We start from the raw sequence: 14,485 nt of genomic DNA, 5'->3' as shown, positions 1-14,485 counted from the left end.
CCGGGCTTGTGCAATCCGAACTACAGCAACTGATTGAACAACATTATCCGGCGGTGAAAACCGCCGGTTTTCGTTTATTACCGGTTGCCGGCCTGACCGGCGAAAGCTGGAAAATAAGTTCCCCTGCCGGCGACTTTCTGGCACGGCATCAGTCTGCTCAGCGGCAAGTTTCGGGCGCTGACCGCCAGCGTGAATCTGCGATTTTGCGGCATATCGCGCGGCATAAATTAGGTCCGCGTGTCAGACTTTATTCTCCGCCATGGCTGATAGTCGACTGGGTTGACGGAACACCGCTGGAGGAACAGGCATTCACTGACGCTTCAGTGCGCAACGCCTTATGCGAACGTCTCGTGACGTTACATCAGTTGCCGCCGTCGGGTTACCGGCTGGATTTACAGCAGCAATTTGCCCGTTACTGGCAACATATCGACAGGCGCAGGCTGACGCCACGCTGGTTGCGTTTACACCACCAGATGTTGTCGCAGGTTCCGCCGTCACCGCTGAAACTGGCGCTGGTACATATGGATATTCACGCGGGAAATGTGCTGAATACGCCGCAGGGGCTGCGCCTGATTGACTGGGAGTACGCGGCGAATGCGGATATTGCACTTGAGCTGGCGGCGCTTATTCGCGGCAACGACTGGAACGAGCAGCAGAAAAGGGCGTTCCTGTACGAGTACGTAAAGGCTGGCGGGTATCAGAACCTGTCCCTGTTGCAGCAGCAGGTTAACCGCTGGATCCCCTGGGTCAACTACCTGATGCTGATGTGGTTTGAAGTGCGCTGGCAGCAGACCGGCGAGAATCAATACAGTGAATGGGCGCACCCGTTGCGCCCGTGATAATCATATGAAAAAGAAAAGGAGCGTCCATTTTGTTGGGACCTGTCATGCTGGATGTCGCTGGCTACGCGCTGGATGCTGAAGAACGTGAAATTTTGCAGCACCCGCTGGTGGGTGGGCTGATTTTATTCACCCGGAATTATCATGATGTCGATCAGTTGCATGAACTGATCCGCCAGATCCGTGCCGCGTCGCACGACAGATTGGTGCTGGCCGTCGATCAGGAAGGCGGGCGCGTACAGCGTTTTCGTGAAGGTTTTACCCGTTTGCCTGCCGCGCAATCTTTTGCAGCGCTCAACGAAGCGCACGAAGCGGGACGCCTGGCGCAGGAAAGCGGCTGGCTGATGGCATCAGAAATGATTGTGATGGATATCGACATCAGCTTTGCGCCTGTACTGGATATCGGGCATATCAGCGCAGCTATCGGTGAGCGGTCGTTCCACGCAGAACCCCGTAAAGCGCTGGAAATGGCTGAGCAGTATATTCTCGGCATGCATTCCGCCGGTATGAAAACCACCGGTAAGCATTTCCCGGGCCACGGTGCCGTCAGCGCAGATTCCCATAAAGAAACACCGCGTGACGATCGTCCGCTGGAGGTTATCCGTCAGCACGACATGGCTATCTTCCGCCAGCTTAACGAACGTAAATTGCTGGATGCGGTGATGCCTGCACATGTGATTTATACCCAGGCCGATCCGCGCCCGGCCAGTGGTTCACCATACTGGTTACAGGAAATTCTGCGCAAAGAGCTGAATTTCAACGGCGTGATCTTCTCCGATGATATATCAATGGAAGGCGCGGCCATTATGGGGAGTTATCCCGAACGGGCACAGGCCTCGCTGGATGCGGGCTGTGACATGATCCTTGCCTGTAATAACCGGCAAGGCGCGGTGAGCGTGCTGGATAACCTGTCCCCGGTCAACGCTGAGCGTGTTACGCAGTTGTATCATCGCGGACTGTACAGTGGAAAACAGGCCCGTCAGGATCTGCAAAATTCAAGTCGCTGGAAAGAGGCAAACCGTGATCTGACCACACTCGATGCCCGCTGGCAGGAACACAAACAGGCAGCCCTGTAACGTTTTTTCGACCGCGTGAAGGGGTCAACGCACATTCAGGATGAGGTAAACGATGATTATCTATTTGCATGGCTTCGATTCAACCAGTCCCGGTAACCATGAAAAAGTTTTGCAGTTACAGTTCATTGATCCGGACGTGCGCTTCATCAGCTACAGCACGCTCCACCCGCGTCATGACATGCAACATTTGCTCAAAGAAGTGGATAAAGTCCTGCATGAAACGACGGACACAAACGCGCTGATTTGCGGCGTCGGGCTTGGAGCCTTCTGGGCTGAGCGCATCGGATTCCTGTGTGGGATCCGTCAGGTGATGTTCAACCCGAATTTGTCACCGCAGGATAATATGGCCGGAAAAATCGACCGCCCTGAAGAGTATGAAGACATCGCCACCAAGTGCATCAGTGATTTCCGCGAGAAAAACCGTGACCGCTGCCTGGTGATTTTATCCCGTGAAGACGGTGTACTCGACAGCAGCAAAACGGCTGAGAAATTGCATCACTATTATCCGGTTGAATGGGACGAGCATCAGAGCCATAAATTCAAAGATATATCGACGCATCTGCAACGGATTAAAGCATTCAAAAATATCGCCTGATTTAACCTGTCGTTTCTGAAACCACTGCCTTCGCGCAGTGGTTTTTCATTTATACCCTTCGCCGGCCATGAACCGTTTTCTGCCGGTTCTGTCTCTAACTTGCTGATTTAAAAATGGCAAAACGCGTGCCATTTTCCTAAATTAAATTATCCAATTGAATTTAAATTGACCTATATCAATTTTGGTATGACCAAATCACCACGCGTGATATCCTCCGTCTCAGATACCGATTTAACTTAAGCAACCCTATGTAATATAAGGATAATATTTTTACTCTTATATAACAATTGGTTCACATTTGAGGGGGTCATTTTGACATCACCAGTGAAAAAAATTGTGATTATCGGCGGTGGCGCCGGCGGTCTGGAACTGGCAACCAGTCTGGGCCATAAACTTGGCCGCAACAAAAAAGCGGAGATCATTCTGGTCGATCGCAACCACAGCCATCTATGGAAACCTTTATTACATGAAGTGGCGACCGGCAGTCTGGACGATGGCGTCGATGCGCTGAGCTATCTGGCTCATGCCCGTAACCATGGTTTCACTTTCCAGATCGGTTCACTGACCAACATTGACCGCGAAAACCAGACCATCAAACTGGCTGAAATTTGCGACGAGAACGGCGAATTACTGGTGCCGGTGCGTGATATCGCGTACGACACACTGGTGATGGCGCTGGGCAGCACCTCTAATGACTTTGGTACACCGGGTGTCAAAGATCACTGCATCTTCCTGGATAACCCGCATCAGGCACACCGTTTCCATAACGAAATGCTGAACCTTTTCCTCAAATTCTCTGCCAGTTCCGATAAACAGAAAAAGGTGAATATCACCATTGTGGGGGGCGGGGCAACCGGCGTTGAATTGTCTGCCGAGTTGCACAATGCGGTAAAAGAACTGCACAGCTATGGTTTTGAAGGGCTGGACAGCGAAGCGCTGAATGTCACGCTGGTGGAAGCCGGTGAACGCATTCTGCCTGCCTTACCTCCGCGTATTTCTGCGGCGGCGCACCATGAGCTGACCAAACTGGGTGTGCAGGTTCTGACACAAACGATGGTCACCAGTGCTGATAAAAATGGCCTGAACACCAAGTCCGGCGAGTTCATCGAAGCAGACCTGATGGTCTGGGCAGCCGGGATTAAAGCCCCTGATTTCATGAAAGAGATCGCGGGCCTGGAAACCAACCGGATTAATCAGCTGGTGGTTGAGCCGACGTTGCAAACCACGCGTGACCCGAACATCTACGCGATTGGCGACTGTGCTTCCTGCCCGCAACCTGCGGGGGGTTTTGTGCCACCACGTGCGCAATCTGCACACCAGATGGCGTCCCGTTGCTTCGCCAATATTATGGCGCAGCGCAAGGGGCAGGGCCTGAAACCTTACGTCTATAAAGACCATGGCTCGCTGGTGTCTTTGTCACGCTTTAGCACTGTCGGCAGCCTGATGGGTAATCTGATGCGAGGCTCCATGATGGTCGAAGGCCGACTGGCGAGGCTGGTTTATATCTCGCTGTACCGCATGCACCAGATTGCGTTGCACGGTTACATTAAAACCGGTCTGATGATGCTGGTCGGTGGTATTAACCGGGTAATCCGCCCGCGTCTTAAACTGCACTGATTCCGGTCATCTCTCTTAGGGATAGCAGCGAAATCGTGACACACCTAAAAAGCCTGTTTACCGCAGGCTTTTCTATTTGCTGCGTAATCCTTTCTCAACACGCATACGATCACGACCTCTTTATGTTGTCAGCTAAGAATCCTCCGAAACACTTCACGGGACAGGTCATTTTCCTCACTTACAGAGTTCGTCTTATTGTTTGCTTACGTTTGGGTGGGCAGACTTGACGATAAGTTTACAGACGGCGATTCACGCACGCCGGACCTCAGAGATAGGGCTGTTCGCTGAGGAGCGTCCCGGGAGGGTACGAATTGCGTGGTAACATTTTCGGAGGAAGTCCTGTGAACAAGTCAATGTTAGCTGGGGTCGGTATTGGTGTGGCTGCGGCGTTGGGCATTGCTGGCGTCGCGAGCATGAACGTCTTTTCGTCTGGCCCGCAATATGCGCAGGTTGTCAGCGCAACGCCAATCAAAGAGACCACAAAAACCCCACGTCAGGAATGTCGTAATGTGACAGTCACTCACCGCCGTCCTGTACAGGATGAGCACCAGATTGCCGGTTCCGTACTCGGGGCTGTTGCCGGTGGCGTATTGGGTCACCAGTTTGGTGGCGGTCGCGGACGTGATGTTGCGACAGTAGCCGGTGCACTGGGTGGTGGCTATGCGGGTAACCGTGTGCAGAGCAGCATGCAGGATAATGACACCTACACCACGCAACAGCAGCGCTGTAAAACCGTGTATGACAAAGAAGATAAAATGCTCGGCTATGATGTGACCTATAAAATAGGCGATCAGCAAGGGAAAGTGCGTATGGACCACGATCCGGGCACACAAATTCCGCTGGATAAAAGCGGTCAGCTGCAACTTACCCGTTCATAAACACGCGGTAGCGGTGAGAAATGAAAGCCTGAGGCGAACCTCAGGCTTTTTTTATACCGCTTACAGACCATTTTTGTGTTTGACGATATCCGCCATGACCGCCAGTGCAATTTCCGCAGGGGTCTTGCTGCCGATGTGTAATCCTACCGGCGCATGCAGGCGGGAAAAATCTTCCTCACTGAAATCAGCGATGCTTTGCAGACGCTCACGACGTCGTGCGCTGTTGAGCTGCGACCCCATCGCGCCGATGTAAAACGCGGGTGTATTCACCGCTTCCATCAGTGTCAGGTCATCCATTCGCGGATCGTGGGTCAGCGCCACAATCGCAGTATTCGCATGGCAGTTTTGCTGTTCGAGATATTTTGCCGGGAACTGTCTTTCCAGCCGGATATCTGATTTCAGTCTCGGTAAGAAATTTTCCAGCACGTCGTCCCGGCATTCGCAGACCACGACTTCAAAGCCCAGGGCGCAGGCAAAATCGGCGCAGTAAAGTGCCACACCCGACAGACCGGCGATCAATAACCTTGGGGGTGCTGCCAGATGCAGCGTGATGCAATTGCCGTCGCGCTTGATTTGCGTCGCATGATAATACTCAGCGGGTGCCAGATGATCACAGGCGGCAGGCGGCGTGATGGATTTGCTGAGCGCATAATGCCCGGCAAGTGCCATTCCCATACGTTGCAGATAACCGGCATTACCGGCAGTCGCCGGTAAATATTCGACCAGCACGTCCAGCGAACCGCCGCACGGCAACGCAATGTCGGGCGTCAGTCCTCCTTCGCCATAGTGCACGATCTGGCTCGGTTGCCGGTATTCACCCGCGGCAATACGCTGTAAAAAATTCTCTTCGACACAACCGCCGGAAAGCGATCCGCAAAAATGCCCGTCGCGTGTCGCCGCCATCAGAGCGCCCGGCGCGCGCGGAGAAGAACCGTACGTGTTGAGTACGGTGCAAAGCCATACTGGCTGATGTGCCAGCCAGGTTATAGCCTGGGAAATAACTTCATTATCAAGATGCTGCATGCTGATTTAGGTTTGAAATAAACAGGGGCGGGGAAAGTTGCGCCGGAATATCAATATCTGTGATTACGGCAGGATGGTTGAAATCCAGGCGCAACATACGATGGCTGCGGAGCAGTTCACGTGCGCCGTTGTCACCGCGTAAGAGCCGAAGTTTTTCACGCATTGGCTGGGCAAAACCGACAGGATGCCCCGGTTCATTTTGCCAGTACGGGCGTACGATCATCTCCTGGCGCAGGCGATCCGCCACGGCGGTGAAAACTTCAGCGGTGACAAAAGGCATATCGGCCAGATGGATCAGCCAGCCGTCCCAGCCCGCCGTAGCATGCACACCCGCGGCTATGGATTCGCCGGTGCCGGCGCTGCTGATGAGCGTGAACGGTATTCCCTCACACAAACAACATGTCTGAACCGGCCGGTTTTCAGGGCGGGTGATCACATGTACCGGCAACCGGCTCGCGCACGCCTGACGCAACGTTGCCTCAAAAACAGTGACAACGTTTCCTGCTGTCTTTTGCAGGCGTGCATTTAGTTTATTTCCTTCACCACCGGCGGCGATAAACCGGCTCCCCGTACCCGCGGCGAGAAGAATAATACCTGCCATTTTGCATGACTTCCTCTTGTTCATTTTCAGATCAGATGTTCTGTAAACTCACCCAGCATGTCACCGACAAACTTCAGCCGTTTCGGACGATCAGTCAGATCTAACATAAATTTCAGTTTTGCCGGGCCGTCCAGACGATAAACTTGCGGTTGTTTCTGTAACAGACCAATCAGGAAGCCCGGATCGACACGGTTCTTATCGCCAAACTCAATGAATCCGCCGCGCTCATTACCTTCAATGCGCCGGATGCCCAGCTCTTTGGCTTTCAGGCGCAGTACGGCAATCTGCAACAGATTGCGCGCACCGTCCGGCAAGGTGCCGAAACGGTCAATCAGCTCAACGCGCAGTTCATCCAGCTCTCCCTCTGTTTTCGCACTGGCGATACGTTTATATAACGACAGGCGCGTATTCACATCAGGAATGAAATCTTCCGGCAGCAACGCAGGCATGCGCATTTCAACTTCGGTCTGGCTGGTGGTTAAATCCTCCAGCGACGGCTCGCGGCCTTCTTTCAACGCGTCGACAGCGTTTTCCAGCAACTCCATATACAGCGAGAAACCGATGCTGGTCATCTGGCCACTCTGGCCTTCACCGAGCAGTTCGCCTGCACCGCGGATTTCAAGGTCGTGCGTCGCCAGCGCAAAACCGGCACCCAGGTCTTCCAGCGAGGCAATGGCTTCCAGACGCTTATGTGCGTCCGTCGACATCGCTTTCGGCGGCGGCGTCAGCAGATATGCATACGCCTGATGGTGTGAGCGGCCCACACGACCCCGCAGCTGATGCAGCTGTGCCAGACCAAAGTGGTCTGCACGCTCAATAATAATAGTATTGGCGGTCGGGATATCAATACCGGTTTCGATGATAGTGGTACACACCAGGACGTTGAAACGTTGATGGTGGAAATCATTCATCACACGTTCGAGGTCGCGTTCACGCATCTGGCCGTGACCGATAGCAATGCGAGCTTCCGGGACCAGTTCCGCCAGCCGCTGCGAGGCTTTTTCGATATTCTCCACATCGTTGTAAAGATAATAAACCTGCCCGCCGCGCAGAATTTCACGCAGGATTGCCTCGCGCACCACCAGGCTATCGTATTCGCGCACAAAGGTTTTGACCGCCATACGTCGCGCAGGCGGCGTGGCGATAATCGACAGGTCGCGCATGCCACTCATTGCCATGTTCAGCGTACGCGGGATAGGCGTTGCGGTCAGGGTCAGAATATCCACGTCGGCACGCATCGCCTTGATGCGCTCTTTATGACGCACGCCGAAACGGTGTTCTTCATCAACAATTAACAACCCCAGATCTTTCCAGCGCAGGTCACTTTGCAGCAGTTTGTGCGTACCGATAATAATATCGACTTTGCCTTCTACTGCGTCTTCCAGCACCGCATTTTGCTCTTTCGCACTGCGGAAACGGGACATCATTTCAATACGCACCGGCCAGCTGGCGAAACGATCGCGGAAATTATCAAAGTGCTGTTGTGCCAGCAGCGTGGTGGGTACCAGAACAGCCACCTGCTTATTGTTGGATACCGCAAGGAAAGCCGCGCGCATCGCCACTTCTGTTTTACCGAAACCGACGTCGCCGCAGACCAGCCGGTCCATCGCCAGCGGCTGGGTCATGTCAGTCAGTACAGCATTAATGGCCTGTGCCTGATCCGGTGTGGTTTCAAACGGGAAAGCCTGACAGAACAACTGATACTGTTCTTTGTCGTGTTTAAATGCGAAACCACTTTTGGCTTCGCGCTGGGCATAGATATCCAGCAGTTCAGCGGCGACGTCGCGCACTTTCTCCGCCGCTTTCTGCCGCGCTTTCGACCAGGCTTCACCACCGAGTTTATGCAGCGGCGCGCTCTCATCTGCGCCACCGGCATAGCGGCTGATGAGATGCAGCGATGACACCGGTACATAAAGTTTGTCTTCACCGGCGTAGGTCAGGATCAGGTATTCGGCAGTAATACCGCCAGTTTCCAGCGTCGTCAGCCCGAGATAACGCCCCACGCCATGCTCAACGTGTACCACCGGTTGGCCGGGTCGCAGCTCGGCGAGGTTACGGATCAGTGTATCGGTATTGATTGACCGGCGGCTGTCCTGACGGCGGCGCGCCACGCGTTCACCGAGCAAATCGCTTTCGCAGATCAGTGCCAGCTGTTTACCGGCATCGAGAAAACCGCGTTCAGAGGCACCAATCATGATGTAACGACCGGCGGTTTCGGCTTGTTCAATGCGGGTGATCAGCGTTGGCATCAGTTTGATGCGCGCCAGCAAATCCTGAAGCGTTTCGCGGCGGCCTTCGCTTTCTACGGAGAATACCAGGCTGCCGGCAAAGGATTCATTGAAGCGCCGCAAATTATCCATCGGCGCTTTGTTCTGGGGCTGAACGGATAAATCGGGCAGTTTTTCGTAACTCAGATTGGTGTTGGCAGCTTTTTTCGGCAGTGAATCAGTACGCAACTGAATACGTGGCCAGGCTTTAAGCTCGGTATAAAGCGACTCCACGCGCAGCCACAGGTTTTCCGGTTCAAGCAGCGGGCGCATCGGATCAACGCGGCGGCTTTCGTAACGCTGGCAGGCGTCCAGCCAGAAGCGCTCGGCAGCGGCTTCCAGATCGCCGGTATTCAGCACCAGTGTGTTTTCCGGTAAATAGCTAAACAGTGTGGTCAGCGGCTGGCTGAAAAACAACGGTTGCCAGTATTCGATGCCGGCAGGAAAGGTTCCTTTGCTGACCTGCTGATAAACGTGTTCTGCATCGCGGCGCACTTCAAATTTCTCGCGCCACTGGCTGCGGAACAGCTCGATGGCATTTTTATCGGTTGGAAATTCGTGTGCAGGCAGCAGATTGATGTGTTCGACTTCAGTCAGCGTGCGCTGAGTGTCCACATCAAAAATGCGCAGGCTGTCGATTTCATCGTCAAAAAAATCAATACGATAGGGTTCTTCGCTACCCATCGGATACAAATCAAGCAGGGCGCCACGGGTCGCAAATTCACCGTGCTCCATCACCTGATCCACACTGCGATAACCGGCCTGTTCCAGCTGTGCACGCAGTTTATCCCGCGAGAGCTGCTGACCTTTCTTCATCACCAGTGCGTGGCCGTGCAGGAATTCGTGCGGGCAGACTCGCTGCATCAGCGTATTCACCGGCAAAATAATGATGCCGCGCTTCATAGCTGGAAGCTGATACAAACTGGAAAGACGGGAAGAAATAATTTCCTGATGTGGTGAAAAACTGTCGTAAGGCAGCGTTTCCCAGTCCGCAATACTCAGGACTTTGTTATCAGTAAACTGTTGAATTTCATCGCGCAGGCGCAGGGCATTTTGCATATCAGGGGCAATCAGCAGAACCGGGCCTGTATGGCGTTCACTGATTTGTGCACATTCCAGCGCACAGGCGGAGCCCGTAAGCTGGCCTAACAGGCGGGTGTCGCCCGGACGTTCAGGCAACGAATAACGATAATCTTGAGACATAGGCTGTTTTGAGTTCTCGTTTTGGCGGCTGTCGGAGGCCAATTAGCAGACCTTATCTTGCTTTGCAGAAGTAATCGCGGTCAACCCGTTGACGGTATAAAAGGGTCAACGGCGTCACAAAGTTAAACCGATTACTTTGGGTTAATGGTTCCATAAAGCGGTGCTAGCCTTTATTATCCTTGATCACTTTAGTCTGCGCCACGCACTTATTTGCGGCCAAGCATTTAAAACGGATGTTATGTATCAACCTGTCGCGTTATTTATCGGTCTGCGCTACATGCGCGGACGTGCTTCGGACCGCTTCGGGCGGTTTGTCTCCTGGTTATCCACTATTGGCATTACCCTCGGGGTGATGGCGTTAGTGACCGTGCTGTCAGTGATGAACGGTTTTGAGAAAGATCTGGAAGGTAACATTCTGGGTCTGATGCCACAGGCGTTAATCACCACGCCGGGAGGGTCTCTCGACCCTCAAAAAATCACGCATGAACAAGTCTCGGCGCTGAAAAGCGTTAATAGCGCTGTGCCACTGACCACCGGTGATGTCGTGCTGCAAAGTCCCGGCAGCGTCGCGGTGGGGGTAATGCTCGGTGTGGATCCTGACCAGAAAGATCCGCTGGCAAAATACTTAATTGGGGTTGCCCAGCAGGAACTTCAACCCGGTAAATACAACGTGATTCTTGGCGATCAACTGGCGCAGCAGTTAAAAGTGCGTCGCGGCGATCAGTTACGTCTGATGGTCACCAGCGTCAGCCAGTTTACACCGGTCGGTCGCGTCCCGAGCCAGCGCTTGTTCAATGTTATCGGCACCTTCTCCGCCAACAGCGAAGTGGATGGTTACCAGATGCTGGTCAATATTCAGGATGCCTCCCGGCTGATGCTGTATCCGAAAGGTAACGTGACCGGCTGGCGTTTGTTCCTCGACAAACCACTGGATGTCGACAGTCTGAGTACGCAAAAACTGCCTGACGGTGCCAGCTGGAAAGACTGGCGGGAACGTCGCGGCGAATTGTTCCAGGCGGTGCGCATGGAGAAAAATATGATGGGGCTGCTGCTGAGCCTGATCGTCGCCGTCGCTGCGTTTAATATTATTACGTCACTGGGACTGCTGGTGATGGAGAAACAAGCCGAAGTAGCCATTTTGCAAACGCAGGGCTTAAGCCGCCGCCAGATTATGGCGCTGTTTATGGTGCAGGGTGCCAGTGCAGGTGTGATTGGCGCATTGCTCGGGGCCGTGCTGGGTGTGGTGCTTGCCACTCAGCTGAATACGATTATGCCCGCTATCGGGCTGATGCTTGATGGCGCATCGCTGCCGGTCGATATCGAACCGGTTCAGGTAGTGGTCATTGCGCTCGTCGCGATGGTCATCGCTTTATTATCTACGCTTTATCCTTCCTGGCGCGCTGCTGCCACCCATCCCGCAGAGGCTTTACGTTATGAGTAATTCTTTATTATTGCAGTGTGAAAACCTCTGTAAGACTTATCAGGAAGGCAAAATGCACACCGATGTGCTGCGTGACGTAAGTTTTGCCATGCAGCCAGGTGAGATGATGGCGATTGTCGGGACGTCCGGTTCCGGCAAAAGTACGTTACTGCATTTGCTGGGCGGGCTGGATTCCCCGACGTCCGGTGAAGTGATTTTCAAAGGTCAGTCGCTGAACGGCATGTCTTCATCGGCGAAATCAGAATTGCGCAACCGTGAACTGGGCTTCATCTATCAGTTCCACCATTTGCTGCCGGATTTCACCGCGCTGGAAAACGTGGCGATGCCGCTGCTGATCGGCAAAAAGAAACCCGCAGAAGTTCAGGAGCGGGCGATGGCGATGCTCGAAGCGGTGGGTTTGCAACATCGTAGCAATCACCGTCCTTCCGAGCTTTCCGGCGGTGAACGCCAGCGCGTGGCGATTGCCCGTGCGCTGGTGAATAATCCGTCGCTGGTGTTGGCCGATGAACCCACCGGTAACCTTGATCAGCGTAATGCCGACAGCATTTTCGAACTGCTCGGCGAACTGAATATGCGTCAGGGAACAGCATTTCTGGTGGTGACGCATGATCTGCAACTTGCAAACCGCCTGACGCGTCAGTTGGAAATGCGTGACGGCAAGCTGCAACAGGATTCGATGTTGCTGGGAGCGAAGTAATGTCAGGCATCCCGTTTTCATTATTGATTGGTCTGCGGTTTAGCCGTGGCCGCCGTCGCAGCGGCATGGTGTCGCTGATTTCGGTGATTTCAACCTTAGGCATTGCGCTGGGTGTGGCAGTGCTGATCGTCGGCCTCAGTGCCATGAATGGTTTTGAACGTGAGCTGAAAGAACGTGTCCTGGCGGTCGTGCCGCACGGCGAGATCCGCCCGGTCAATCAGCCGTTCAACAACTGGCAGGATGTGCTGGATCGTGTGGAGAAAGTGCCGGGAATAGTGGCGGCAGCGCCCTATATCCAGTTCAACGGCCTGATTGAGCACGGAGCCAAACTGCGTGCCATTCAGCTGAAAGGCGTTGACCCACAGAGTGAACCGCGCGTCAGTGCTGCGCCGAAATTTGTGCAGAATAATGCCTGGCAGAGTTTTAAAGCCGGTCAGCAGCAGCTGATCCTTGGCAAAGGCGTGGCGGATGCCGTGGGCGTGAAACAGGGCGACTGGGTGACGGTGATGATCCCGAACAGCGACCCGGAGATGAAGCTGTTACAGCCAAAACGTATTCGCCTGCAGGTAGCTGGTATTTTGCAGCTCAGCGGACAACTTGATCACAGCCTTGGCATGGTGCCTCTGGCCGATGCCCAGCAATATCAGGATATGGGCAGCAGCGTGACCGGTATTGATATCAAAGTGAACGATGTCTTTGCCGCCCAGAAACTGGTGCATGATGCCGGGAAAGTGACGCAGGCTTACGTTTATATCAGCAGCTGGATCGGGACGTATGGCTATATGTACCGGGACATCCAGATGGTGCGCGCTATCATGTATATGGCGATGGTGCTGGTGATTGGCGTTGCCTGTTTTAATATCGTCTCGACGCTGGTGATGGCAGTAAAAGATAAAAGCAGTGATATCGCAATTTTACGCACTTTGGGTGCAAAAGACGGCCTTATCCGCGCGGTCTTCATCTGGTACGGTTTACTGGCAGGCCTGGTGGGCAGCGTGGCGGGGGTGGTGATCGGCGTGATCGCAGCTTTCCAGCTGACGAATATCGTCAATGCGTTGCAAAAACTGACCGGTCATCAGTTCCTGTCGGGCGATATTTACTTCATTGACTTCCTGCCTTCTGAAGTTCACTGGCTGGATGTGGCGGGTGTACTGCTCACTGCGCTGGTACTGAGTCTGCTGGCAAGCTGGTATCCGGCACGCCGTGCAAGTCGTATCGATCCTGCCCGCGTACTCAGTGGCGGCCAGTAATCTATTTAAACGAAGTTTTAATCAGACACAGAGAGTAAGGAGCATTTCATGCGCACACGTCATCGTCTGTGTCGGTTTCGCAAAAATAAGCGTATTCGCCATCAGCGATTCCGGTCAAATATCTTCCACCGGGATTCGATGGCGGCTGCATCGCTGAAGAAACCGTTTGTTGTGGTGCTGACCGGCGCAGGGATTTCCGCCGAATCGGGCATTCGTACTTTCCGCGCTGCCGACGGGTTGTGGGAAGAACACCGTGTCGAGGATGTGGCGACGCCGGAAGGTTATCGCCGTGATCCTGAACTTGTGCAGCGTTTTTATAATGAGCGCCGCCGCCAGTTGCAGGCTGAAGATCTCAAACCTAACGCCGCACATTCCGCGCTGGCCACGCTGGAAGAAGCACTCGGCGACAACTTCCTGCTGGTCACACAAAATATCGATAACCTGCACGAACGCGCGGGCAGTTCACGTGTTATTCACATGCACGGTGAATTACTGAAAGTGCGTTGTACACAGTCAGGGCAGGTGCTGGACTGGCCAGGCGACCTGACTGTGGATGACCGCTGCCATTGCTGTCAGTTTCCGGCACCACTGCGCCCGCACATAGTCTGGTTTGGGGAAATGCCTTTTGGTATGGACGAAATTTACGATGCACTGGCTAAGGCCGATTTCTTTGTCGCTATCGGTACGTCAGGCCACGTTTATCCGGCTGCCGGATTTGTTCATGAGGCGCGCATTGGGGGGGCCTGTGCTGTTGAGCTGAATCTTGAGCCGAGTCAGGTTGAAAGTGAATTTGATATGAAGCACTACGGACTGGCGAGCCAGATCGTCCCGGAATTTGTCCATAAGTTCCTGACTAAGAAAGACCAGGCCTGGTGAACACCAGGCTTTTTTTACTGTTCCCGCCAAAAAATTGCGCCTGCCCCAAAGACATATCTCGTTAAACTTGGTGAAAAATGACCTGACGCAATATTCAGGGTTTTCATGCTGCGCATAATAAA

General features: G+C 53.7%; 12 protein-coding genes. 9 read left to right on the top strand and 3 right to left on the bottom strand.

The window, feature by feature from the left end:
- Positions 1–8 precede the first annotated feature (8 nt).
- The 5 genes from J1781_RS25860 to J1781_RS25840 all read left to right on the top strand — a co-directional run bounded on the left by J1781_RS25860 (position 9) and on the right by J1781_RS25840 (position 5,005).
- Positions 9–839 (top strand): phosphotransferase, encoded by an 831-nt coding sequence (locus J1781_RS25860; protein ID WP_240782811.1) that lies wholly within the window; start codon positions 9–11, stop codon positions 837–839.
- Between the two features lie 47 nt (positions 840–886).
- Positions 887–1,915 carry a beta-N-acetylhexosaminidase gene (gene nagZ, locus J1781_RS25855; RefSeq protein WP_129952139.1) on the top strand — a complete coding sequence of 343 codons (1,029 nt, stop codon included), beginning with the start codon at positions 887–889 and terminating at the stop codon, positions 1,913–1,915.
- A gap of 52 nt (positions 1,916–1,967) precedes the next feature.
- Complete coding sequence (gene ycfP, locus J1781_RS25850) at positions 1,968–2,510, top strand: alpha/beta hydrolase YcfP (protein WP_129951821.1); 543 nt, start codon at positions 1,968–1,970, stop codon at positions 2,508–2,510.
- Between the two features lie 312 nt (positions 2,511–2,822).
- Positions 2,823–4,127: an NAD(P)/FAD-dependent oxidoreductase gene (locus J1781_RS25845; protein ID WP_217157775.1), complete on the top strand. Its 1,305-nt coding sequence runs from the start codon at positions 2,823–2,825 to the stop codon at positions 4,125–4,127.
- A gap of 341 nt (positions 4,128–4,468) precedes the next feature.
- The gene (locus tag J1781_RS25840) at positions 4,469–5,005 is read left to right on the top strand and encodes a glycine zipper 2TM domain-containing protein (RefSeq protein WP_129951819.1); all 537 of its coding nucleotides are present in this window, start codon (positions 4,469–4,471) and stop codon (positions 5,003–5,005) included.
- A 60-nt stretch (positions 5,006–5,065) separates the two neighbouring features.
- Here J1781_RS25840 and J1781_RS25835 read toward each other — a convergent pair whose 3' ends face one another.
- From J1781_RS25835 to mfd, 3 genes are read right to left on the bottom strand one after another with little or no spacing between them, the layout of a single operon-like run.
- Complete coding sequence (locus J1781_RS25835; protein ID WP_217219374.1) at positions 5,066–6,028, bottom strand: XdhC family protein; 963 nt, start codon at positions 6,026–6,028, stop codon at positions 5,066–5,068.
- Positions 6,015–6,629 (bottom strand): nucleotidyltransferase family protein, encoded by a 615-nt coding sequence (locus J1781_RS25830; protein ID WP_217234411.1) that lies wholly within the window; start codon positions 6,627–6,629, stop codon positions 6,015–6,017. Before J1781_RS25830 ends, J1781_RS25835 begins: the two co-directional genes overlap by 14 nt.
- Before the next feature lie 26 nt (positions 6,630–6,655).
- On the bottom strand, positions 6,656–10,099 hold the full coding sequence (mfd, locus tag J1781_RS25825) for a transcription-repair coupling factor (RefSeq protein ID WP_217234410.1): 3,444 nt from the start codon (positions 10,097–10,099) through the stop codon (positions 6,656–6,658).
- A 238-nt stretch (positions 10,100–10,337) separates the two neighbouring features.
- On the opposite strand from mfd, the gene lolC reads away from it, so the two are divergent.
- The 4 genes from lolC to cobB are packed head-to-tail and all read left to right on the top strand — an operon-like array spanning position 10,338 to position 14,363.
- On the top strand, positions 10,338–11,540 hold the full coding sequence (gene lolC, locus J1781_RS25820) for a lipoprotein-releasing ABC transporter permease subunit LolC (protein ID WP_129951815.1): 1,203 nt from the start codon (positions 10,338–10,340) through the stop codon (positions 11,538–11,540).
- The gene (gene lolD, locus J1781_RS25815) at positions 11,533–12,237 is read left to right on the top strand and encodes a lipoprotein-releasing ABC transporter ATP-binding protein LolD (protein ID WP_129951814.1); all 705 of its coding nucleotides are present in this window, start codon (positions 11,533–11,535) and stop codon (positions 12,235–12,237) included. The genes lolC and lolD overlap by 8 nt, the downstream gene beginning before the upstream one ends.
- A complete protein-coding gene (gene lolE / locus J1781_RS25810; protein WP_129951813.1) occupies positions 12,237–13,487 on the top strand; it encodes a lipoprotein-releasing ABC transporter permease subunit LolE in 1,251 nt (416 codons plus the stop codon). Before lolD ends, lolE begins: the two co-directional genes overlap by 1 nt.
- A gap of 48 nt (positions 13,488–13,535) precedes the next feature.
- The gene (gene cobB, locus J1781_RS25805) at positions 13,536–14,363 is read left to right on the top strand and encodes a Sir2 family NAD+-dependent deacetylase (protein WP_129951812.1); all 828 of its coding nucleotides are present in this window, start codon (positions 13,536–13,538) and stop codon (positions 14,361–14,363) included.
- Positions 14,364–14,485 lie beyond the last annotated feature (122 nt).

This window comes from Rahnella perminowiae, assembly GCF_019049695.1.
GTDB classification, from domain to species: Bacteria; Pseudomonadota; Gammaproteobacteria; order Enterobacterales; family Enterobacteriaceae; genus Rahnella; species Rahnella perminowiae.
The sequence above is the reverse complement of the archived record's forward strand: the minus strand, read 5'-3'. Positions and strand labels throughout refer to the sequence as shown.